21 protein-coding genes are annotated in these 23,545 nt (G+C 57.4%); 4 read left to right on the forward strand and 17 right to left on the reverse strand.

The genetic code is table 11. The annotated features are described in order from the left end of the window. Positions 1 to 127: 127 nt before the first annotated feature. The 3 genes from garD to kdgD all read right to left on the reverse strand — a co-directional run bounded on the left by garD (position 128) and on the right by kdgD (position 4,168). Complete coding sequence (gene garD, locus NTD86_RS04980; RefSeq protein WP_262201063.1) at positions 128 to 1,681, reverse strand: galactarate dehydratase; 1,554 nt, start codon at positions 1,679 to 1,681, stop codon at positions 128 to 130. 11 nt (positions 1,682 to 1,692) lie between these two features. Further along, positions 1,693 to 3,054 carry an MFS transporter gene (locus NTD86_RS04985; protein WP_262201064.1) on the reverse strand — a complete coding sequence of 454 codons (1,362 nt, stop codon included), beginning with the start codon at positions 3,052 to 3,054 and terminating at the stop codon, positions 1,693 to 1,695. Positions 3,055 to 3,256: 202 nt separating this feature from the next. Then, positions 3,257 to 4,168 carry a 5-dehydro-4-deoxyglucarate dehydratase gene (gene kdgD, locus NTD86_RS04990; protein WP_262201065.1) on the reverse strand — a complete coding sequence of 304 codons (912 nt, stop codon included), beginning with the start codon at positions 4,166 to 4,168 and terminating at the stop codon, positions 3,257 to 3,259. A gap of 421 nt (positions 4,169 to 4,589) precedes the next feature. Here kdgD and NTD86_RS04995 point away from each other — a divergent pair, with 421 nt between their 5' ends. Further along, positions 4,590 to 7,757, forward strand: a complete 3,168-nt coding sequence (locus tag NTD86_RS04995) for an autotransporter serine protease (protein WP_262201066.1) — start codon at positions 4,590 to 4,592, stop codon at positions 7,755 to 7,757. On the opposite strand, the gene NTD86_RS05000 is transcribed toward NTD86_RS04995, so the two are convergent. From NTD86_RS05000 to NTD86_RS05065, 14 genes are all read right to left on the reverse strand, one after another. Further along, on the reverse strand, positions 7,754 to 8,860 hold the full coding sequence (locus NTD86_RS05000; protein ID WP_262201067.1) for a hypothetical protein: 1,107 nt from the start codon (positions 8,858 to 8,860) through the stop codon (positions 7,754 to 7,756). The genes NTD86_RS04995 and NTD86_RS05000 overlap by 4 nt on opposite strands. After that, on the reverse strand, positions 8,857 to 9,552 hold the full coding sequence (locus NTD86_RS05005) for a toxin VasX (RefSeq protein WP_262201068.1): 696 nt from the start codon (positions 9,550 to 9,552) through the stop codon (positions 8,857 to 8,859). The genes NTD86_RS05000 and NTD86_RS05005 overlap by 4 nt, the downstream gene beginning before the upstream one ends. Continuing rightward, positions 9,552 to 10,448 carry a DUF4123 domain-containing protein gene (locus NTD86_RS05010; RefSeq protein WP_262201069.1) on the reverse strand — a complete coding sequence of 299 codons (897 nt, stop codon included), beginning with the start codon at positions 10,446 to 10,448 and terminating at the stop codon, positions 9,552 to 9,554. The genes NTD86_RS05005 and NTD86_RS05010 overlap by 1 nt, the downstream gene beginning before the upstream one ends. Before the next feature lie 68 nt (positions 10,449 to 10,516). Then, complete coding sequence (locus tag NTD86_RS05015; RefSeq protein WP_262201070.1) at positions 10,517 to 11,032, reverse strand: Hcp family type VI secretion system effector; 516 nt, start codon at positions 11,030 to 11,032, stop codon at positions 10,517 to 10,519. Between the two features lie 408 nt (positions 11,033 to 11,440). After that, positions 11,441 to 12,019, reverse strand: coding sequence for a TerD family protein (locus tag NTD86_RS05020; protein ID WP_262201071.1), 579 nt, complete (start codon positions 12,017 to 12,019; stop codon positions 11,441 to 11,443). A gap of 109 nt (positions 12,020 to 12,128) precedes the next feature. Next, complete coding sequence (locus tag NTD86_RS05025; RefSeq protein WP_262201072.1) at positions 12,129 to 13,163, reverse strand: TerC/Alx family metal homeostasis membrane protein; 1,035 nt, start codon at positions 13,161 to 13,163, stop codon at positions 12,129 to 12,131. Between the two features lie 7 nt (positions 13,164 to 13,170). Next, on the reverse strand, positions 13,171 to 13,620 hold the full coding sequence (locus NTD86_RS05030) for a tellurite resistance TerB family protein (RefSeq protein ID WP_262201073.1): 450 nt from the start codon (positions 13,618 to 13,620) through the stop codon (positions 13,171 to 13,173). Positions 13,621 to 13,678: 58 nt separating this feature from the next. Further along, positions 13,679 to 14,857 (reverse strand): TerD family protein, encoded by a 1,179-nt coding sequence (locus NTD86_RS05035; RefSeq protein ID WP_262201074.1) that lies wholly within the window; start codon positions 14,855 to 14,857, stop codon positions 13,679 to 13,681. After that, a complete protein-coding gene (locus NTD86_RS05040) occupies positions 14,854 to 15,027 on the reverse strand; it encodes a hypothetical protein (protein WP_262201075.1) in 174 nt (57 codons plus the stop codon). Before NTD86_RS05040 ends, NTD86_RS05035 begins: the two co-directional genes overlap by 4 nt. A 71-nt stretch (positions 15,028 to 15,098) precedes the next feature. Further along, positions 15,099 to 15,773: an HAD family hydrolase gene (locus NTD86_RS05045; protein WP_262201076.1), complete on the reverse strand. Its 675-nt coding sequence runs from the start codon at positions 15,771 to 15,773 to the stop codon at positions 15,099 to 15,101. 9 nt (positions 15,774 to 15,782) lie between these two features. Next, positions 15,783 to 16,730: an HpcH/HpaI aldolase/citrate lyase family protein gene (locus NTD86_RS05050; protein WP_262201077.1), complete on the reverse strand. Its 948-nt coding sequence runs from the start codon at positions 16,728 to 16,730 to the stop codon at positions 15,783 to 15,785. Beyond that, positions 16,730 to 17,824 (reverse strand): cysteine protease StiP family protein, encoded by a 1,095-nt coding sequence (locus tag NTD86_RS05055; RefSeq protein WP_262201078.1) that lies wholly within the window; start codon positions 17,822 to 17,824, stop codon positions 16,730 to 16,732. The genes NTD86_RS05050 and NTD86_RS05055 overlap by 1 nt, the downstream gene beginning before the upstream one ends. Beyond that, positions 17,817 to 18,575 (reverse strand): trehalose phosphatase, encoded by a 759-nt coding sequence (locus NTD86_RS05060; protein ID WP_262201079.1) that lies wholly within the window; start codon positions 18,573 to 18,575, stop codon positions 17,817 to 17,819. The genes NTD86_RS05055 and NTD86_RS05060 overlap by 8 nt, the downstream gene beginning before the upstream one ends. Further along, entirely contained in the window at positions 18,565 to 19,701 is a 1,137-nt protein-coding gene (locus NTD86_RS05065; RefSeq protein ID WP_262201080.1) for a phosphoribosyltransferase domain-containing protein, read from the reverse strand. Before NTD86_RS05065 ends, NTD86_RS05060 begins: the two co-directional genes overlap by 11 nt. Before the next feature lie 264 nt (positions 19,702 to 19,965). Between NTD86_RS05065 and NTD86_RS05070 the strand changes: the two genes are divergently transcribed. The 3 genes from NTD86_RS05070 to NTD86_RS05080 all read left to right on the forward strand — a co-directional run bounded on the left by NTD86_RS05070 (position 19,966) and on the right by NTD86_RS05080 (position 23,490). Then, the gene (locus tag NTD86_RS05070; RefSeq protein WP_262201081.1) at positions 19,966 to 21,261 is read left to right on the forward strand and encodes a carbohydrate porin; all 1,296 of its coding nucleotides are present in this window, start codon (positions 19,966 to 19,968) and stop codon (positions 21,259 to 21,261) included. 171 nt (positions 21,262 to 21,432) lie between these two features. Then, a complete protein-coding gene (locus tag NTD86_RS05075) occupies positions 21,433 to 22,899 on the forward strand; it encodes an ArnT family glycosyltransferase (protein ID WP_262201082.1) in 1,467 nt (488 codons plus the stop codon). A gap of 90 nt (positions 22,900 to 22,989) precedes the next feature. After that, positions 22,990 to 23,490, forward strand: coding sequence for a hypothetical protein (locus tag NTD86_RS05080; RefSeq protein WP_262201083.1), 501 nt, complete (start codon positions 22,990 to 22,992; stop codon positions 23,488 to 23,490). Positions 23,491 to 23,545 lie beyond the last annotated feature (55 nt).

The raw sequence follows: 23,545 nt of genomic DNA on the forward strand, positions 1-23,545 counted from the left end.
AAACAGGCCACCGATAATCGACAGCATCACCCAATCGGTTCCCTCTCCTTCGGGAGAGGGAGCTCTTGGATAAAAAGCCAGATCAAGATCAAAAGATCGCGAGGCAAGCTCGCTCCTACGGTTGGATTCAGGTGATCGGCGCCGGGTTGAACAAGGTGAGGTCGTTGTGCAGTTTGTGCTGTTCGGCCCAGGTGTGTTTTTTGCCGCTGGCCACGTCCAGGTAGTAGTGGAACAGCTCCCAGCCCAGTTCTTCGATGCTCGCCCGGCCGGTAGCAATACGCCCGGCGTCAATGTCGATCAGGTCCGGCCAGCGCTGTGCCAGCTCGGTCCGGGTCGAGACTTTCACCACCGGCGCCATGGCCAGACCATACGGGGTTCCGCGGCCGGTGGTGAATACGTGCAAGTTCATCCCGGCCGCCAGTTGCAAGGTGCCGCACACAAAATCACTGGCCGGAGTGGCACAAAAAATCAGCCCTTTTTGGGTAAAGCGTTCTCCAGGGCCGAGTACGCCGTTGATGGCGCTGCTGCCGGACTTGACGATTGAGCCCAGCGACTTTTCGACAATGTTCGACAACCCGCCTTTTTTGTTGCCCGGCGTGGTGTTGGCGCTGCGGTCGGCCTCGCCTTTGGCCAGGTAACGGTCGTACCAGTCCATTTCGCGCACCAGTGCCTGGGCGACTTCTTCTGTCTCTGCCCGCGAGGTCAGCAGATAGATCGCATCGCGTACCTCCGTGACTTCAGAAAACATCACTGTAGCGCCCGCTCTCAACAACAAATCCGAGGCGTAGCCCAATGCCGGGTTGGCGGTGATCCCGGAAAACGCATCACTGCCGCCGCATTGCATGCCCAGGATCAATTCACTGGCGGGCACGGTTTCGCGGCGCCGCAGGTCGAGCTTTTGTAAACGGGTTTCGGCCAGCGCCATGATCTGTTCGACCATTTCGGTAAAGCCGTGGCTCGCCTCCTGCAAGCGGTACAACCAAGGCTCGCTGAGGTCCACCGAAGGGTCGTTGTCGTGCATCACCTGCCCGGCCTGCAGCTTTTCGCAGCCCAGACTGATGACCAGTGCCTCGCCGCCCAGGTTGGGGTTGCGCGCCAGATTGCGCACCGTGCGAATCGGGATATAGGCATCGGTGGCATTGATCGCGACGCCACAACCGTAGCTGTGGGTCAGCGCCACTACGTCGTCGACATTCGGGTAATTGGGCAGCAACTCATCACGAATGCGCTTGACCGCATGGTTCAACACGCCGGTCACACACTGCACGGTGGTGGTGATGCCCAAAATATTGCGCGTGCCCACAGTGCCGTCAGCGTTGCGATAACCCTCGAAAGTGAAACCTTCGAGGGGCGCCGGCGCGGCCGGTACATCGGTGGATAAGGGCAGGCTGTCCAAGGGTGGCGCGGTTGGCATGCGCAGTTGGTCTTCATTGACCCAACGACCCCGCGCGATGGGCTGCAAGGCGTAGCCGATGGTTTGGCCGTAGCGAATCACTTCGCCCCCTTGAGGGATATCCACCAGCGTGACTTTGTGGCTCTGAGGCACAAAGTCCAGGGTGAGCAGATCGTCAACCAGCTCGGTCCCGGCCGGCACACCCTGGTCGTTCACTACCACCGCCACGTTATCCCGCGCATGCAGGCGAATGGTGCGTGGCGAGTCAGAATGTTCAATCAGTGTCATGAGGCCATTCCTTAAGAGTGGGCAGAAGCCAGTTTGGTCAGTTGCGGGCCGCTGGCCGGTGGCTCTTTCAGGACCACGCGCTTGATCGGGCCGACGATGACCAGGTAGCTGAATACCGCCACCAGCGCGTTACAGCCCACAAAAACCAGCGCCCACTTGAACGACCCCGTGGTGCTGATGATGTACCCGATAACGATCGGCGTGGTGATCGAGGCGATGTTGCCAAACATATTGAACAGACCGCCACTCAAGCCGGCGATTTGTTTGGGTGAGGTGTCGGACACCACAGCCCAACCCAGAGCGCCTACGCCCTTGCCGAAGAACGCCAGTGCCATAAAGCCCACCACCAGCCATTCGATATCGACATAGTTACAGGCCACGATGCTGGTCGAGAGCAACAGGCCGCCGATGATCGGTGCCTTGCGAGCGAAGGTCAGGGAGTGGCCTTTGCGCAACAGAGCATCGGAAATGACCCCGCCCAGCACACCCCCGACAAAGCCACAAATGGCGGGTAGTGAGGCAATAAAACCCGCCTTGAGGATAGTCATGCCGCGCTCCTGCACCAGATACACCGGGAACCAGGTCAGGAAGAAATAGGTGATGCCATTGATGCAGTACTGGCCCAGGTACACGCCCAGCATCATGCGATTGGTCAGTAACTGGCGAATGTAATCCCACTTCGGACCATCGGTTTTCTTGCCGCCTTTGTCCTGATCCATGTCTACCATGCCGCCGTTTTCGGCAATGTAGTTGAACTCGGCATCGTTGATCAGCGGATGCTGGCGTGGGCTGTGGATAAGTTTTAGCCAGATAAGGGAGAACACGATGCCAATGCAGCCCATGACCACAAACACGTGCTGCCAGCCGAAGGTGTAGACGATCCAGCCCATCAACGGGGCAAAGAGCACGGTCGCAAAGTATTGCGCCGAGTTGAAAATCGCCGAAGCCGTGCCGCGTTCGGTGGTCGGAAACCAGGCCGCCACAATGCGCGCATTGCCGGGGAAGGACGGCGCTTCAGCCAGGCCCACCAGAAAGCGCAGCATAAACAGCGCGACGATGGCCGTGGACAGACCAAATTCACCAACAAAGCCTTGCAGCACGGTGAACAGCGACCAGGTGAAGATACTCAGGGCGTAGACTTTTTTCGAGCCGAAACGGTCGAGCAGCCAACCGCCCGGGATTTGCCCGGCCACGTAAGCCCAGCCGAAGGCCGAGAAAATAAAACCCAGGGTTACGGCGTCGATGCCGAGGTCTTTTTGCAGGCTGGAGCCTGCGATGGCGATGGTTGCCCGGTCGGCGTAGTTGATCGTGGTCACCAGAAAAAGCATGAGCAAAATCAAATAGCGGACGTGGGTCGGCTTGGTCGCTTGCATGGTGCATGTACTCCCACAAATTATTTTTATGCGCGGGTAAAACAATGATGTCCGGGTAAAACGGGTGCAGGTCGCGATGATTTAAATAAGCAAACGATCGCGAGGCGAGCTCACTCCTGCTGGGTGGTGCGTGTTGTGGAACTCCGTGTGGGTTCTTCCTTACGCAAAAGGCCGCTGATTGCTCAGCGGCCTTGGGCCTTGTTTACTGCGGGCCTTGCTGGTCGATCAAGGCCGCCAGCGCTTCATATTCCTCCGGCAACAAATCCGTCAGCGGGGTGCGCACCGGGCCGGCGCTGTAGCCAGAAATGGCCGCCCCTGCCTTGACGATGCTGACGGCGTAGCCGGCCTTGCGGTTGCGGATGTCCAGGTACGGCAGGAAGAAGTCGTCGATGAGCTTGCCCACTGTGGCGTGATCTTCGCGGGCAATCGCGTGGTAGAACTCCATTGCGGTTTTCGGGATGAAGTTGAACACCGCCGAAGAGTAAACCGGCACGCCCAGCGCCTTGTAAGCGGCGGCGTAGACTTCGGCCGTAGGCAAACCGCCCAGGTAGCTGAAGCGCTCGCCCAGACGGCGACGGATCGACACCATCAGCTCAATGTCTCCCAGGCCGTCTTTGTAACCGATCAGGTTCGGGCAGCGCTCCGCCAGGCGCTCCAGCAGCGGAGCAGTCAAACGGCAGACGTTACGGTTATAGACAATCACCCCGATCTTGACCGATTTGCACACGGCCTCAACGTGAGCGGCAACCCCGTCCTGGCTGGCTTCGGTCAGGTAGTGCGGCAACAGCAATAAACCTTTGGCCCCCAGGCGCTCGGCTTCTTGAGCGTACTCGATGGCCTGACGGGTAGCGCCGCCAACACCCGCCAGAATCGGCACGCTGGTGGCGCAGGTGTCGACTGCGGTTTTGATCACTTGCGAATATTCGCTCGCCGCCAAGGAGAAAAACTCACCGGTGCCACCGGCAGCGAACAAGGCCGAGGCGCCATACGGGGCCAACCATTCCAGACGCTTGATGTAGCCCTCACGGTGGAAGTCACCTTGAGCATTGAAATCGGTTACCGGAAAAGACAGGAGACCGGAAGAGAGGATGGACTTCAGTTCTTGTGGATTCATTATTCGAACACCCTGGGAGCATGTAGTGATGTAAAAGACGCCAGCGCTTGGCCTTGTCGTACGTCATCGTACAACTATTATCGGTATCGTCAATACCCGACTCTCCAATCCCGGGCCAAGCTGCGCTTTTACTGCCTGATGAAATCACTTAAAGCCCTGTGCTAGAGGGGCTTATAGGATGATCGAATAATTTTTCACCGCGGTGACGGAACACCCCGCTCAAAAATGTACGCGCGGGAGCGTTACCCTTCAGGTTGTACGATCACAATCTCTCAGCCACGGGCCTGCTCCCTTTCTTACACATCGTATTACCCTACGCCACTCCCGGATTCCTCTCCCGTATAACCCCGCCGCGTCCGATACGCATCTTGTTGCACTTTGCCCACGCTACTCAGCGTCAGTCATCACGCAAAGGACTCCTATGTCGAACGTTCCGCAACCACAGTGGCGAGCCTCCCGCGCGCTCCCCGTCAAACGCTTCACGCTAGGCCTGCTGACGGGGCTTTGGACATTGCCTGTAGATGCTCTGGTCTACAGCGAACAAGGCCGTTTGCATGACGCGAGCAGTTGGCACAGTCACGAATACACTCAGGATTGGGGGCTGCATGCCATCGGCGCAGACGCCGCTTATGCGCGCGGGTTAAGCGGCAGCGGTGTGAATCTGGGCATTGCCGACACGGGCGTTGACCTTCGTCATCACGAATTCGCCGGCAAAAATCATCGCTCCACACGCTTGGCAGACCCTGGCTGCACCCAGGAAACCCTGCCTACCGAACATGATCAAGGCTGCTTTTTCACCGAGGGTGATCGCGCACAGGTCATCTATAACGACCTGCCTGCACAGATACTGGAAGAACTGAACTATCTGGTTTCCATTGGCGATCTTTCTATTGATGACCTGAACGACTACATCGACACGCTAGGTGTCGAGTATGAAGCCCATGGCACGCACGTGGCCGGTACGATGCTGGGCAATCGGGATGGTCTGGGCGCTCACGGCGTTGCTTATGGGGCCGCTCTGAATACCGCCCGGATCTTCAGCAATACCTATGACTTTTTGCCGTACGTGTTCAAAAGTACCCAGAGCGTTGAACCCGCCCACTTCGACACCTTTACGCCCACCTATGCCCAGCTACGAACGCATAACGTGCGCGCGATCAACCACAGTTGGGGCATCTTTGATGAACTCAAAACGCCAGAGCAATTGGCTGCCGCGCTGCAAGTCCAACGCACAGGTCTGGGCCGCGCTGTTGGCCAGGGATCACTAGATTTTGGGCTGCTACAGGTATGGGCGGCGGGTAACTCGAGCACTGACAACCGCTCACCGGCAGAGGCGCCTGTGGCGGGAGCTCTGGCTACGCTGCCCAAGGTAATGGCGGCACTGGAGCCCTATTGGTTGAGCGTGGTCAACCTGGGTAAAGACCTCACTCTGTCACCGGGCTCCTATCGTTGTGGCGACAGCATGAACTGGTGCCTGGCCGCTCCGGGAGAGGATATTGCCTCGGCGTTCGTCGGTGGTGAGATCGACGTCATCAAGCGGTATAACGAAGACGGCGAGGTCAATGGGTTTGACGTGACGGGCGACCGCCCTGTTTTTGACTATGCCACCTGGTCGGGCACCTCCATGGCTGCCCCGCATGTGACGGGCGCACTGGGTCTCTTGATGGAGCGCTTTCCTTACCTGAACAATCCGCAAATTCGTGATGTGTTATTGACCACGGCATACGACCTTGGCGCTCCCGGCGTGGATGACATTTACGGTTGGGGCCTGGTTGACCTGAAAAAGGCCATCGACGGGCCCGGGCAACTGCGGGTCGATACCGAAGTGCAGATGGATCGCCGTGCGGGCGGGGCCGTGGTTTGGCAAGGAGGCGCCTGGGATGATTGGCGCAATGACATCAGCGGACCGGGGCAACTGACCAAAAACGGGGTCGGTTGGTTACGCCTGAGCGGCGATAACCGTTTCGCCGGAGCGACCCTCAACCAGGGTACCCTGGAATTCGATGGTCAAAATCGCCTCACACGGGACATCAATGTCGAGGGCGGGCTGCTGCGACTCAACGGTGGGCTGCACGGCGCCGCGCTTAACGTCAACAGCGGCCTTGCCCAGATCTACGGCCAAGTAACCGATGCGCCTACCCGGGTCGGTGTTGCGGGTTTACTCAGCGGGGACGGCGAGTTGTCCCATACACAGGTGCACGGCACGATCATGCCGGGCAGCGAGCGCCGCGCACTCACAGTCAATGGCGATTATCACCAACACACGGGTTCGACCCTGATCGCTTACCCCGGGCGGCAGCCCGATCTGCCTGCGCTACAAGTGGCTGGAGAGGCACAATTGTTGGGCGGTACGCTGCACTTGGCATCGGTGCCGCAGGTCTTCCCGCTGGGTCAGCGCTACCCAGTGTTGCAAGCTGGCGGGGGGCTCCACGGGCAATTCACGTCAATGGACCATCAGGCGTTTTCACCCTTCCTCAGCTTTACCCAGACCCTTGAGGCCAACCGGTTGTCGGTCGATGTCGCTCGCGGACTGCCTCTGATTTCCGCTGCCAGCACCGCCAACCAGCGCGCAGTGGCAGGCGCCGCCGATGCCCTGCCAATGTCTGCGCCCATGGCACAACGCCTGACCTCACTGTTCCCGGACGCCGCGCAAAAAACGCTGGACCAACTCAGCGGCGAACTGCATGCCAGCACCCTGTCCGTGGTGCTCGAAAACAGCCAGGTGATGCGCCATGCAGCGTTGTCACGCGCGTCAGCTCAAGCGACTCAGGGAATATGGGTGCAGGCGCTCAAGCAGAACGGCCGTCTCGACGGTGATGACAATGCAACGAAAGTCAGTCACCGCACCACCGGGGTGCTGCTCGGTGCCGATCATGACTTCGAGCACGGCACACGCATCGGCATCCTGATGGCCAGCAGCCAGGGTCACATCGACACCGGCAGCGCAGGCAAAGCCACGCTCGACTCCCAGCAAATCGCCGTGCATGCGGGGCACACCTGGAACGGCTTTGGACTGTCTGGCGGTCTCGCCTACGCCCGCGATGGCATACAGAGTAAACGCCGGGTCCGTTTCACCGACATCAATGAGGGCCTGTCCGCTGACTACCTCAGCCATACCCGGCAAGTGTTTGCCGAAGGCAATTACCGTTGGCACGCTGGCGCGTGGGCAGTGCAACCTTATGTGCAACTGGCCCACGTACAAGCAAACGTCGATGGCTTCCGCGAGCGGGGTGGCCAGAGCGCATTGAAAGGCCAGAAAGCCAACAGCTCCGTCAACCTGAGTACCGGTGGTGTACGTTTCACCGTCGATCTGAGCCAGCAACGAATCGGTCCGTCGTGGTTGAGCCTGAACGGGAGCCTGGCCTACACCCACGCCAGCGGTGACGTGCACCCCACGATCGACGTTACCTGGCAAGGCGCCAGCAACCTGCGCATCGCCGGAGCCCCGCTCAGCAACACCGTGCAACTGGACCTCGGCGCAGTTGCACGCCTATCGCGTAACAGCACGATAAGCCTGAACCTGAATGACCAACGGGGTAAGCGATCACGAGAACAAGGCGTATCAGCGCAGTACCAACTCACTTTTTAACCCTTGTTCACCTCGGCGAAAATCTCCGTAATTGCTCGCCGGGGATAACGCTTGATCAGGGCTTTGACCTTGTCACTCATGCGCTGCAACTCGGCGCTGGGCTTAGCCCATTGCTCGGGCGGTAAGGGTTCTGACCATTCACGCATCGCCTGCGGCAGCGCTTTGCGGCCGACCTTGGCGATGCGTTTTATCTCCCATTCCACCAAGTGGTTGGGCAAGGTCCATAACGTCATGACGTGGTAGACGTACCAGAAAAAGCCATAGATCCAGCCCACTTCTTTCCCCCGGATACGCCGATGCAAACCGGCTCGGGCATTGCGGAAAGTGTGCAGACCTTCGTGGGGCGGGTCTCCGGGTTCATGGAGTTCTAACGGGTCTTGAAAGGCTTGCAGGTCGTTGAGTTCGTACTCCATATAACCGCGAACGGCTTCCCAGTTGGCAATCGCCAATTGCAGGGCTGCGCATTGGAATTCGACTCTGACCAACTCGCCTTCATGTTCAAAACCCATGCCCATTCCGTATTGGCGGGTCACGCCGTATTGGGTGGCGCTTTGAGCTTGAACGACCCACGCAGAGAGGGATTCCCAGGGCACGAATAAAGGCTCCGTGGCGCCGTCGGGCATAAAGCACACTTCACGGCGCTGGCGGTTGAAACGGGTGGGGATGACTTTGGTGAAGAGTTTGTGGTGTTGGTACCAAATTACAAAGCAGAAAGCTGATGATCCAAGCCAGATGTACGCTGAAAATTTCCAAGCAAACAGAAAATATTCCACAGAGAATTCCCAGCTTTCAAGTGCTGTACTCCCCAAAGCCAACCCAATAAACCAGAACAACAGTGGAAATCCGAAAGCAGTTAAACAAAAAACAGTAAACGGCCCGCCCAAATTGACTTGATACGAAAATACATTCGGCTCTCCCCCCCCAAAGTCCAAGTAAGTATCGTTGTAATCACTGATATAGGGACAGCAAGGCTCTGCCGCTGTCGGCAGCGGTAAAGGGGCCAAGTAGGTTTTTCGTCCAGCAAGACAAAGCTCTATGTCACCCGCTTTTTTTTGGGGTTCTTCAACTGATTGTTGAGGTGATGTCGATATGGAAGAGGTCATTGCAAAGGCTCCATTGCCATGACATCAATCCCCAACAAAGGCATTTCTATGCTCAAATCGAAATGCTGTTTCGCCGTAAGAAAGCGCCCACCCTCAAGAGGGTTAAAGCGGATACGGTAGATACGTTCGGTTGCGACTTCAGCAAGCCAATGCTCGGTCATGTCCGGGGTCAACAGGTGCGGCCCGCCGGTGTCGCAATTGACATTGCTCAGGTCCACCGCCTGCATGAAGTAATCACGCTCGGACGTTGAATTCAGCACTTGCTGGCACTTTTTCGCGGTCCACGGGACTTCGGAATAAGTGACGTACAGCGTGCTGGTTTTGGCGTAAATCAGCCTCGGTTCGTGGATCGGTTCTTCGCGGTCATCGTCGACAACTTCGCGACCTCGCCACAGCATGGCGCTGATCAGTCCGTCTTCAATACGGTATTCGGACAACATGCCGCTGCTGGCCTCAATCACGTACAACCAACCATCGCGCAACAAGCGTATGCCCAAAGGCCGAGCGCTGAGGCTATAGGGCAGCGTAATGTCGCCCGTAGGCTCCAGCGCCGGGCTATCAACGATGCCATAGCGCAGCGGAATCAACTGCACGGTGGTTTTCATCAGCGGGCAGGTGCCCAAGCTATTGCGCGCATCGTCTCGGGAGAGGTTGACGTTGTTGGGATTTTTAGGCCAAAAGGGCTTTGACATCAGGCGGGTTCTCTCAGGTGCAAGGCTCTGCAGCGGGCGATTTCGGCCACTTTTTCAATACGCTGTGCAGGCGTGAGCGACGAAGCAGTCATCAGTTGGCGTTGCAGGTCAGGATGCTCTTGCAGGGCGTGTTCACCGAGATAACCGTGAACATTGGCGTAGAGGGTGATATCGAGCTCGCTGCTAAAGCCGCGGTCATAGGCGGTGGTAGCCAACGCATGGAGATGCGCCCAGCGCTGGGCGCTCGAGAGGTGCCCTAGATAAGCAGGAAAGTAATGACGCAGGTGCTGATTCAGCCGCAGGACTACGTTACGAAAACTGACAACGTCCAACGCAATCGTCTCTTGTGCAGACAGCTGGTAGGGCGTGGCATGTTGCGCTGTCGGTGCTGGACCGGGGCGTCGGTGAAGGTGCCAGACATCCTCTGCGGCGTCGGCAATCAGTATCTGGTGACAAGGCCCAAATAAGGTCGGATCACCCGCTTCAACCGCGAGCGTGAACAACACATGCATTACCGACGGGTCTGCCAGGCGCAGAAACACTTTCTGCTCGTGGGGTAGGCGCACCACGGTTAACCAACGCAGATGAGCAATCATGGACTGCCATTCGCCGTCACAAAACAGCAGGTAGCCCCATTCCTCTTCGGCTTTGTCCAGAAATTGTTGAAAAACAGACTGAGAGGGCGTCTGAACTTTCAGCACACGAGGCGACAGTTGTTCAAGACCGGGCATTTGCGCGCTGGTGTACAACGGCTCAAATACCCAAGGATTGCTCCACTGTTCCAATTGCTGAGACAGTTTGATCAAGCGCACCGCATCCAGCAATAAACCGCCAGCGCCTTGCCAATCGAGTTCTGAAGGAAAACGTGCAGACAAAGAACCTTTATTTTCAAACATAGAATCTGTGCCCTTCGAACGGTATCAGCTCGCAAACACGAGCTGATACCGAGTGATGACGAGACGGCTTATACAGCCGTTTCTACACGCCAGTCATCAGAGCCGGTTGAAGTGCTGATTTCGTGCTTCCAGGTGATTTTCCGGTAGCTGAACTGCACATCTTCCAAGTGGGTGAAGTGGCTGTTATCCGGGTCCTGGCAGTTATGCATGTAACCCTTGATATTGACGATGATCGCGTCTTCAAGTTTGGTGGTGTAGTAGTGCTGCTGGCCCGAGTCTGTAGCCCGATACCATTTGATCGTGACTTCAGTCAGGAGCTCATTGGTCGTCAATGCCAGAAGCAACTGGGGAGAGGCCTTGTCAAAGACCTTGGTGATACACAAGGGTTTATTAACACGCATACCGGTAGGCTGTCCCGATTGCGGGTCACGTGGAATGATCACTTCGTGACTAAAAGCCTGGACCAGGCTCTCGTTTTCATGACCTTGCTGGTAGGTGTTTCCTACAGACTCCTTAGTGGAAGCATTTTCGGTGATCAGACCCTGCTTACTTCCGGTGATAGAAATATACGCTGGCGTAGCCATGAAGCTCTCCTTGCACAAAATTGTGATAACCCCGCAAACAAATACGCTGCGAGGTGAAGTCGATAGTTCAATAGTTATGCCAACTAAAGTGAGACCCTTATAAATCAAGGCGCATGGGCGAGCCTGTAAATATTCAGGTGCAATATGGAGCGAAATATAAGGAAAAGTGCGCAAGAAGTTGCGCACCACTGTGCAAGAAGTTGCGCAGTTAGCTACAGCCCTTTAGATACAAGACGTACCGCATGTTATCCACAGAAAAAAGAGCATTTGACTGCGCAAGAAGTTGCGCACTCGTTAAAGGTCTTCAAATCACGATCGGCTGTTTCTGCACGGGTATTTAGAGGCCGGCACACGGATATAAAAAAGCCCTCCCCGGAGTCGGAAAGGGCTGTTTTATTCACGCAGTATTTACCCCAGGTTAACGCCGTAAGACGCCGCCATCGGGCCCAGCCCCCCCGCAAATCCCTGACCGATGGCCTTGAATTTCCACTCGCCGTTGTGGCTGTACAGCTCACCAAAGATCATGGCTGTTTCAGTTGAGGCATCTTCGCTCAGGTCATAGCGTGCCAGTTCTTTGCCGTCTGACTTGTTCAGCACGCGGATGTAGGCATTAGCGACCTGGCCAAAACTCTGCTTTCGCCCATCGGCCTCGTGGATGGTGACTGAGAACACCAGCTTTTTGGTGTCCGCTGCAAAGCCGGACAGGTTGACGTGGACTTGCTCATCATCGCCCTCGCCCGCTCCTGAGCGGTTATCACCCTGGTGCACGACATTGCCGTCCGGGGAGGTCTTGTTGTTGTAGAACACAAAACTGGCGTCGTTCAGCACTTTGCCACTCTCGCCAAGAATAAAAACCGAAGCGTCCAGGTCGAACTCCTGACCGTCAGTCACGCGCGGGTCCCATCCCAAGCCGACAACGACTTCGGTGAGCCCCGGCGCTTCTTTGGTCAGGGAGACGTTGCCGCCTTTACTCAGACTTACTGCCATGTGCGTGAATCCTTATATGAAGAACTGAATGGCTCTGGATTGAATGGTCAATCCAGAGCCGCGACTGCAACGAGTGTTCGGGTCAACTGCGGGTACCCGACAAGAGCCATCAGCCGTTTTTAACGTCCGTTGGTTCTTTTTTTGCGGGGAAAATGACGCTGGCCACAATGCCGATGGCCAATACCACGAGGACGACCAACAGGCTGGTGTTTGGATCAATGCTGATGCCATGGCCAAACAGGTGATTGGTTGCGTTCAGCGCCAGCTTTGCGGCGATAAAGAACAACAATGCGACAACCGATTTTTCCAGGTGGACCAGGTAACGTTTGAGGGCTTCGAGTACGAAGTACATGGTCCGCAATCCGAGGATCGCGAACATCATGGCGGAGTAAACGATCAAGGGTTCACGGCTAACGGCAATGACCGCAGGCACAGAGTCGAAGGCGAACAGGATGTCCGACACCTCGACCACGACCACACACAAAAACAGCGGTGTGGCGAACAAGGCGCCTTTGGTGGCCAGGGTCATGCCCTGGTTCTCAGGCTTGGTGATCTCGTGTTCGAGGACTTTACGCGACACAAAGAACTGATGACCGTGCAGCTTTGGCCACACCGGAAACAGTTTTTTTGCAAAACGGTAGGCGACGTGCTTGGAGTAATCCTCGTCTTCATCCTCTTCATTGCCGCGCAGCATCATGATCGCGGTCCAGGCGACAATGACCGCAAACAGCACTTCAACCCACGGTCCGAACGCCAATAGACCGGTACCGATGGCCACGAAAATCAAACGGAAAACGATGGCGCCTATGATGCCCCAGTACAGAACGCGATGACGCAGCGCATCCGGGATCTTGAACCAGGCAAAGATCGCCATGAATACAAACAGGTTGTCGACACTGAGGACTTTTTCCAGTGCGTAACCGGTGACAAACAGGCTGGCGACACTCGGGCCATGTGCGTAATACAGGTAGCCCGCGAATGCGAGCGAGATCAGTACCCAAAAGATGGACCAGGCCGCTGCATTGGTCAGCGTGACGGGTTTATCGCTTTTATGGGTAAACAGGTCGATTGCAAGGGCAATGACCGCCAGAGCTACAAATACAGCGATGGTCGTTGGCGGAAAGCCAATTGCCGTGTTGTCCATGATGTCCTCAAAGATCAAAATCGCCAGGGTTCAGCCCCAGCTCATTACACAGGGTGCGGCACGCGGCACGCTCACTGTCGTCGAAGTTGCCGTCCGCACTGCCAATGGCGCAACACACACGAACCAGTAAACGGGCCGCCTCTTCTTTTTTACGCAATTGACTGATCGATCTCAGGGCCTGAGCACGACCGATCTGGGGGTCAAATTCGAACTGATCGCAAATAGCGTTGAAGGACTTGATGACGTCTTTCTCGTCAAACGCCTTTAACTCCTTCGAACGTTGAATAAATCCGATCATTTTTTGTTTTTCACTGCTGCTGATATCGCCATCAGCGGCGGCCACCAGCGCACATCCGCTCACTACGGCGTCCATAAATTCGCGGTTTTTGTACTTGCTGACTTGCACCGAAAGTTTATCGCGTGCAGCCGTTGCATTGGTTTTCAGCCATTCGAGCATGAGTGTTGCCTCTGAGAGTAGTGCACACCGCCGGCCTCGGCGGACCGTTACATCGTGATCACTTAGCCCCAGCAGACCAGCGCATGCCCCAGCCAAAAGCTGTGTCCATGTCCGAATGGCTCTTGTAGAACTCGACCTTGCGATTGACCTTGACGCTGCCGCCCACGTTTTCAAGCAAGGCGATGGCGCACATGCCCTTGGCGCCGCCCTCTTCGCTCAGACGCACTTCAACGGGCGGTTCGCCCGGAATGTACAAGGTGATGACACCGTCAGTTGCCTGCCAGTTTGGGGCGCCTTCGTAGATGAAGGCATACACCAGCACCCGGCGCATCTTGCGCCATTCCTGACCGTTGATTCGCAGCCACTCACCATCGCTCACGGCTCCGGTACGGTCATCGCCCATCAGTTGAATAAACGGCTCATCTGCATATTCACCAAACGCATTGCCCAAAGCCTGGACTGCACCCTTGCGGCCGCTGTCCATTTCATAGAGACACCCCACGTCCAGATCGATCGCTCCTGACTTGCCACGCAAGGCAGCAAAAAAACCTCCACCGCTATTTTGCGGGGCCCGATTCCAGTTGAGGTTTATTTTGATCTCGCCGAAATCACCGCTTGCTTTGACGAGGCTGATCGAGGGGCGCTGCTTGTCGAGGGTCACCTTCGACAGATTGACTTTGACGGTCGGGGCCGTGACCACAGGCTGAGCGGCTGGAGCGACGGGAGCGACGGGAGCGTCAATGTCCACCCCGAAGTGTTCGGCCAGGGACGCCAGGCCACCGGCGAAGCCCTGCGCTACACAGCGGAGCTTCCACACACCCTGACGCCGATAAAATTCTCCCAGAATCAAGGCTGTTTCCATCATGCCTGACGTCGGAATCGGCGCTTCAATGCCACCACTGACGACTACCTTCAGTGATGGAAAAGCCGAGAATTGGGCTTTGTTTTCATAAACAGTGGCGGTCAGCGCGACCTTTTCGATGGCCGCATCAATCGCTGTCAGGTCGAGACTGAAGACGGCCCGACCGGGAACGGATTCAAGCAGTTTGACTGCGCCATTGTTGACGCTTTGCTGGCCGAAGAAACACATGTCGTTGTCGCCACGCACCTTGCCCGACGCATCGAGCAGGAATGCTGAAACATCCACCTCCGCGCCCGGCACAGGGCTGAAGCTGACAGTCACGCTCAAGGAATGAGTACTAACGCCGGTGTTCGCACCGGGCGTCAGCAGGGTCATGGATGCACCGCCCGGACCGCGTCGCGAGTCAAGCCCCGGGCAATCCCGCCTTCGGCCTCGGCGTCGACCGCTGCAAGGCCCCTGTCCTGCTCCATGCACACTTTTTCAAGCCTCGCCCCTGCTGCTTTGACCAGAGAGTTGGTTTGGTTCTTGGACAACGAAATAGCCATGTAGCGTTTCCTTTCCTTGTCTGAACCCAGGCGGGGGCCGGAAGTAATTGCCAGCTCAGGATCTGTACTGCTCAGAGTTCCTCACGCAGACACACATCCAATGGCCGCTTGCGACGCCACAACGCATGAAACTCGCGCCAATGTGGCTCTTGAGCGGCACCCAGCATTTGCTCGTCGCCCCGGGTGTCTCCCCAGGCACGCAATGTGTATTGATCCAAAGGCCCGTATTGCGCCTCCAGCCGAATGACCTTTTGCTCGCATCGACAGTTGGTCCCGTCGATCTCTCCGGTCAGTACGCCATCGACTGATTGCAACCGAGTACCAATGAGCGAGATGCCCAATTTTTTGGCGAACGGCTTAAGGACCAGCTCGGGCGAAGCGGAGCAGATGGTCACAATGGCCTGCTGCTCGACCTCGGAGGCGACCGATACTAAGCCCAAAGGTCGCATTAGCCGCTGCCACGAAGCGTCACAAAATGCTTCGGCTCGCTCGGCCACCCATTCTTCCTTGGCTCCAGTGAGATAGACCGTGATGAGCTTTTCTTTCAAATCATTTCGGCTGATCTTGCCCAGCAGGTAAGAGGTGGTCGACGGGATCATCCGCAAGAGCCGCATTGCGAACAGTCGATTGCCAAAAGCGAAGCGCAAAAAGGGCACAAAGCTGTCGTGATAGGTCAGCGTGCCATCAAAATCGAAGGCCGACAGGACCTGCTTGCCCTTCACAGGCGTATTCAAAACTTCGTTCAACCGACTACTTCAGCCCATCGCAGGCTGCCTCCAAAAAGGGTCTATCGAGCGGGGCGTTTCGGGGCGAACCCCTTGCCAATGCGCTCGTTCAATAATCATTTTCGCCCATTTGCCATGGGTCGCGGGTTCACACATGACATCGTTGAACGTGAACACCGCAGGCGCCGTTTCACTTTGTATCTGGCGCGCGCTGTTGAAATCTTCAAGGGTGACTTGCAACGCCCTGTGGATAACTGCAATTTGCGACGGATGGATTGCGGTTTTACCCACAAGCCCATGGGCAATATCCAGCGCCAGTTCCTGCTCCAACAACTGCGGCGCGTTGAGCTGTTCAAACACCGGAGCCGTCAGGGCGAACCCGGCAGACCCCATGATCCCGCATAACATTGGAATAACGTAACCCATCGGTGTGCTGTAGAGCGTCATCGTCGGTGTACGACGCAACCCCAAGGCGCCCATCAGATCGTTACCGCCTATGCGCAGAGCCATGATACGCCCCGGCAAGTGTTCAAGCAGGGCGCTGCGCAATTCAACCATCGCGCCGGAGTCAAAAACCTCAGGCGTTTCAAGGGTCGGCATCAACATCAGCGCATCGCTGGCCACCGCTTGTTGCCATTCGCGCAGATTGTTCAGGCACAGTTTAGGCACCACAAAACCATCGATGTGGCTAATCAAAGGCCACTCATTGAGCCGCGCGGCCATCGTGCTGTCACGCGGCCGGATAAACACAATCGGCCCGCCGAACGGTCGCCCACCTTGCGCCTCAATCGTCACCAGCAGTTGCTTGAGGTTGTTCAACGCCTGTTGCACATCGGTGTCGGCCACGGCGTCTTCAAGGCACAGCACTAACGAACGCAGCCCCTGGATTTTTTCGCCCAGCACCACCTCCAAAATATCCGGGCGGGTGGCTGGCATGTACAGCGTGGCGCCCAACGCATAAGGTGAGTGCTTGATCATCAGCGCACACTCCTTATCACGGTGACCGCCCGATACGGCCCCAGTTCGTCGCCAACTTCTTGGACTTCAATGTTTGCCTGCCGCGTCAGGTGCATCAACAACTGCACGTCCTGATCGTCACGCCTGCGCACCAGCACATGCTCGGGCACACGACGCATCACAGCACGCGTCGCTTCGGCAATTCCGGGTTTGATCCGCTGGCTGTTGAGCACTGAAAAACGTGTCGAAACACGTTCCAGCGCTGCCTGCGCATGTCGCTGCAACCCTTGGGCCTGACTCAACGTCCAGGGTTGTGTACTGACCTGCGGAGCAAGACGGGCGCGCTCGGTTTCAAGGCTGTGGATAAACGTCATGGTCACGTCGTGCTCAGCCAGATGGTCATATCGCACGCACCCATGCAAACCGGGCGTTGACGGCCAGATGGAGCGTGACACCAAGCCGGAAACGGTAGCCCCTAAAACACCCGACGGAATCAACCAGTCTTCGGCCGACGCTGCCAGCCAGGCGCAGCCGCAGGGATCCGCCAACACCACCAGACGCGGCCCGGACGGGAAGCGTGAATCGTTGGCCAGGCTGTCTCGCAACTGCCCGCTGATCGCACCTTTACCCGTCCAACCATCTACGAACACGATGTTCTGAGCACCGTGAGCCTTGATGATCGCGTCGAGAGCCACGTTGTCGATGCCACGGTCACGGATAATGCTGACCCCGTAATGCCGCGCATCACGACCTCTTTCAATCAAGGCACGCCGTAACAGCACGCCCACTGGCACCCCCGCCCGGACAAATGACACCAGTGCAATCGAGGTGCCGGTGTAGCGGTCGTGCAAAGCGTTGGCCAGCCCCTGTATATCGGCGGCCATGCGGGCAGCGTTCTGGGCCAGCGCATGCCGGTACAACTGTTGATGAACGTCGCATGGCGCCTGCTCCTGGCTGATCATCTCGGAGTAATGGCGCTGCCGGGTCTGAATCAGGCGTTCTTTTTCCTGCACGCTGGTGGCTTTAATCTCCATCACTCGCAGTAAAAAATGCACATCACCGCGGCTATAACTACCGCAACCGATCGTGTTCAGCCCTTCAAAAACATCAGTCATGGCCAATACTCGCGCGTACATGACAGGCCAGTTGGCCACCTTTGGGAGAGCCCCACCAGTCGCATTCAGCCATAAAACCCAGGTCCGAAACGCTGTCGCCGAACCCCAGAATGGGTCGCTTGCCATGGTCTGAAAAGTCGCGGCGAATCCACTCGCGCACCGCTTCACGCTTTTGCAACGCCTGGGGCAAGAAGGCCAGGTTGTTACCATTGCCATGCACGTACAGCCCATCGAGCAAGCCCCGCGCCTTGAGCCCTGCGCATACGGTGAGTAACGCCTCATCGGTTTCATTGTTGTGCTTGGTCACAACGTAAGTGGCCAGGCCTTGCTCCTCGACCACCCACCCGCGCAGCGAGAACCCCAACTCGGCACCGAGGGTCAGGGTTTGCGCGCTCAGGCTATGCAGACGTGCCTGCTCCGGCGCCAGAGCGCGGGACATATGTGCATGCCACTCGCGGTCCGGCAAACCACCAGAATCAAGCATGACTCCACCGTGCGCGCAGATTGCCCCGTGCGCAAAGGGCACGTGCACCCGCTGATAGGCCTCAACGCTACGTGCCGTGACGGGGACCACGTCGGTGGTGGCCAGTAACCACTCGACAAAACACTGCTGTGTGGCGTTCATAAAGCTAGTGGGCTGCCCATTCACATCCAGCGAAGCCATGAAGCGCGGTTCGCCGTCCATTTTGCGAGCGGTCTGAAACAACGTGTCGTCGAGGTCGACGAACACCAGCGGACGTTTAGTCGGCATCAATGATTACCTGCGCATTCAAGGCACGGAGCAACGCCGGATCAAGCGCTGCAGCAGGTGTTTCGCTGCATATCAGCACGCGCTCAAACTGCCCGGGGGCAACGTTGTAGAGGAAGTTGGGAATGCCCAGACCATAGTTGTCATTGAATGACAGGACATGGTCGATGGCATGCCCCAGGGCGATAGGCGAGCGACTGGTGGAGCTGACATGCACATCAGCACCGGCACGCTCCAGCCGTTCCGCCAGCAGGAACGGCGGCCACACAAACTCACTGGTACCAACTACCAAAATCCGCTCGCCGGGGGCAACGTGCAGATCGGGCGCCAGTGTGTCGCGATGTTCGCGCACCCCCATGCGTCCCCAGTCACGTTGGTAATCAAGCGGCCAATCGCCTGATGCCACACAGCCGACTGCTGGCATCTCTGGCAACTCGGCGCGCTCATCTTCAGCAAAGGTATAGCGACCTGAGAGCAGTGAAACGCTGCTGACATGATCACCCTTGACCTTGCGCAGCGCATCCTGCGACCAGTCCGTGAGGGTCGCAGTGACGATGCGCTCAATCGCCCCAAGCCCGGCATCAACCAAGGCGTTGCATGCGTTGAGAAAGGTCGTGCCGGTCGACGCCTCATCATCCACCAGGACCAAAGAACGGGCCGCCAACATGAGTGCGCGGGTCTGCGCATTGTGCGGCAGATGCAACAAGTGTGAAGTGGCGTGGCTGTGTTCTTCTTCAAACCGAGCAAAGACTGCGCTGCCCGTCGGGTGCCGGGTGCTGCACCAATAGACACTGTCGTTGCGCGTCCGGGCCAGGGCGCGATGCACACCAGCCCCCAGGCCAACGGCCGTTTCGGCCATGCCTATTACCAGCACCGGCCCGGGTAAATCGGCAGGGATCTTCGCGGCCAACGCATTGAAGCACTCAGCCATCAACGACGGCCGGGCGGGGATGTGCCGCCCCAGCACGCACGACACAAACAAAAACGCGCGCCTGGGGTTACGCCGTTCAGCGAAGCGCAACAGTGCCTGCGGCTCAAAGGTCGAGGCATCGACCTCAACCTCCAGGCGACCGCGCCTGAGGTTTGCGAACAAAGCCTGGGCTTCGGCCATGGGTTTAGCGCTACTCATCAGAGTCTATTACCTGGGAGATACGTAAAAGAGCGCGGACGATTCGCCAGTCAGGTAGGTAAGACAAGGAGAAAATCGTTACCGAACATGCCGTCAAATACCGCGAAAACACGCTGAATCTGCGGCTTTTACTCTTTAGCGCCCAGATGCCCCTCTCGTCACAGTTATATGACGAAATATTAATTTTATGAACTAACTAGTTCATACTGTGCGACATCGTGTCGCTCCAGCTCTGCGACACCGCTTTCGAAGGAGCACTTCCAGATGTTTTTTTCTTCCCGCGCCTTGCTGGCTTCCGGCCTGTGCAGCGGCTTGTCATTCCTGGCGATCGCCCCCGCGTGCGCGTTTGCAGACACCCCTGACGACCTCATGAATCGCTCAACGCTGACCGGTGGTTGGGGTGGGGAACGGCAAAAGCTGGCCGATCAAGGCATCAAGCTGACCGGTGACTACAACTCCGAAACCTTTTCCAACCTGCATGGCGGGATCAAGCACGGGACGCGCTATGCGCAGCAAGTGCGCATTGGCGCCCAGCTTGACCTGAGCAAGCTGCTGGATACGCCGGATGCTGGCCTTGTACAGATCACCCTCAACGACCGACGCGGCCATAGCGCCTCTGAAGACTTGGTGGGCAACCGCCTGCCGGTGCAGGAAAACTACGGCGGCAAGTACACCCGGCTGTCCGAATTCAGCTATCAACGCACGCTGTTTAGCCCAGCGCTGACCACCAAGCTGGGCTTCCTGGCAATGGGCAATGACTTTGGCGGGATGCCCTTGCTGACCAGCTTTGTGAACGCCGGTTTCTGCGCACACCCGCTGACCATGTCCAACGGCAGCGGCTGGAGCAATTACCCGACCCCGCATTGGGGCGCTGAATTGCATTACACCGTAAGCCCATCACTGACCCTGCAAACGGCGGTGTTCCAGGTCAATCCGGCGTACAACAGCCGCTCCTCCGAAGCCTTCACCATGACCACCCGCGGTACCACCGGCGCCATCATGCCGCTGGAAGCCATCTACACCCATAAGGCCTGGCTGGACGGTCAATACAAAGTGGGCTGGTACTACGACACTTCCAACACCACCAAAATCGGCAGCACTGAAAAAGCCAACAATCGCACGGGCGCTTACGTGTTGCTCGATCAGGCGATATGGCGGGATGAACAAGACCCCGAAAGCATACTGCGCGCCTTCGGCCAGGCCGCTACCAGCAATACCGCGACCTCGCCCATGCACCGCTGGTATTCAGTGGGCCTGGTCAAGCAAAAACCGTTTGCCAATCGCCCATACGACAGTATCGCCTTCGGCTATGGCCGCGCGGTCTTCAATTCACGCTCGCGTGACGTTCAGGAAGCCGCGGCTTCGACCCCCGAGCAAGCCAACATGATCGCCAACCTGGACAGCGGCGAGCAGCTGCTGGAACTGAACTACGGCGCTCAAGTAACACCCTGGTTGCTGCTGCGCCCAGACCTGCAATACATCATCGAACCGGGTGCGTTCTACGGCAAAAGCCGGGGCAATGCGCTGGTCGCGGGCTTGCAGGTCAAGGCCACGTTCTAAGGCTCATCCTGACCCGGCCAGCGCCGGGTCAGGATTAAAAAGACAGTTCCTACAGATACTGTTTCGAAGTCACTCAGCAAAAAAGCCTACATCGTTCATTTTTCACATTTTGTTAAACTCTCCCCTCCTATACTCCAAGCACTATTCACGGAAATATTGCCTGGTAACCCAATGCGTCTGACTCGTCCCGCTCTGCTGTTACTGCTGCTCGGTTGTGTGTTGATGTTTTTTGCCTTGGGTAACCACCATCTGCAAGGCTCCACCGAATCCCGGGTTGCCGGGATTGCCATGCAAATGCACTTGAGTCAGGACTGGGTGACCCCTTCGCTGCTGAACGAACCCTTTCTTGAAAAACCTCCGCTGAGCCTGTGGCTGGATGCAACGGCGATACGCCTGTCTGGCGGGGAGCTTTTTGCCGTGCGCCTCGCATCGGCTGTGGCCGGGCTGTGCAGCATCATGCTCTTGTTCACCATGCTGCGTCGGTTTGGTCGCTCCACGGCTATGGCCTGGACAGCCGCCGCGATGCTGGCCACGATGGGCAGCTTTTGGGCGAACGCACGTCAGGTCGGTGAAGACTCATTGTTGACCCTGGGCGTGACGATGGCGCTATTGGCGTTCTATCAAGCCAGCCGCCAGCCCCGTTTTGCCCTGGGTAGCTGGTTACTGTTTGCAGCTGGCATTGCCCTCGCGACTTTGACCAAGGGCGTGTTCGGCCTTGCATTGCCGGGCGTGGTGATTTTTACCTTTTTGCTGTGCGAAAGCCTGATCAACAAACGCTTTGTATTGAATAACTGGCTGCGCCCGGCCCTGCTGACCCTGATCGGCTTGATCCCACTGCTGATCTGGTTATGCGTGCTGTATCAGCGCGGTGGCCTGCAGGCCGTCAGCGAAGTGGTCCTGACCAACAGCATTGGCCGCTTCAGTGGCTCTTTTGTCGAAGCCGGACACTACGAGCCCTTCTACTATTACCTGCGCAAACTGCCGGAAAGTTTCTTGCCGTGGAACCTGCTGACGTTCTTGGGGCTGTGGCACTTTCGCAAGCAGCTGCGCGACAACCCGTACCTGTTGTTTTTCTGCGTGTGGCTACTGGCGCAATACCTGATGCTCAACATCGCCTCGAGCAAGCGCGCGGTGTACCTGATGTCGCTGACCCCAGCTGCCGCCGTCATCGCAGCGGAATATGCAGGCGTGGTCCTGCAATGGCTGCGCAAGAAAAGCCAGGACTCGGCTATCGCCAAATTTTTGAGTGACTATCATCGCTCGCTGGCCATCGCGCTGCTGGCCGGGGTTGTCGCCACCTATCTGATTGCTGCGGCTGTGTGGGCCCCGCGAGCTGATCGCAGTGAATCCTTCCAGCCCGTGGCCGCGCAGGTCATCAGCCTGCAAGCCAGCGGTAAACACATTGCCTTGCTGCAACCGGACGAGCGCCTTGGGGCTGTGGTGTTCTATAGCCAGCAATTGCCATACACGTTGAATTCAGCCGCCGAGTTGCAGGCGTTTTTGGCTGAGTCACCCGACAATATCGCGGTTATCGACAAAACCGAGGTGCCTGGTGTTGCCCTGAAGGTGCTTGAGACCGTGAGTGTGGGCCGCCATCACTTTTACTTCGTGACGCTGGCGCCCGCCTCGCAAGGTTGATCCGCAGCAATAGAACATCACTTGGCGTGGCCGATTACGGCACATTGGCTACGCTCCCTGTGCTGGACGTTACCAGTCAAGGAGCTTGCCATGACCCTCAGCATTACCAGCCAAACCCTGGGCGACTATAACGCTCAGTTGGCTTACAAGACGGCGACGGCGTACCTGCGCCAGTCAGACCTCGCCCACTATTTGATTGATCAGCTCGAACATCAGCACGTGAAACTCAGTGTCGAGGTCAGTTCAGACCCGGCACTGGCTGACAAAGACACCTCAGCCGACGGCGTGATTGTGTGGAACCTGCACAGCAGCACTTGGCCAAACCCGCAGTTATCCGAGGTCACCGCCCTGCTCAACCGCAGCCCGGCGCAACAAAAGGCCTACCTCACCAGCCAGTGGGTGCTGATGCACTTGCTCGCGCTTGCCTGCCAGCAATTGAGCGATCAGCTCAACTTTCGCGATGCGGATGCCACGTGGCCGTGGCTTGATGAAAAAGAGCTCAGCGCCAACGACATCGAAAAAGCCGTAGCCCTGGAACTCAGGGACGTGCCACTGCCTGTTGAAGACAATTGGAATCGTGTGTTGGCGTGATGGTACCCAAATTGTAGGAGCGGGGGGTGGGGGGGGGGGGGGGTAAAATAGGGCG

This window comes from Pseudomonas sp. 7P_10.2_Bac1 (assembly GCF_025465935.1).
Classification (GTDB): Bacteria; Pseudomonadota; Gammaproteobacteria; order Pseudomonadales; family Pseudomonadaceae; genus Aquipseudomonas.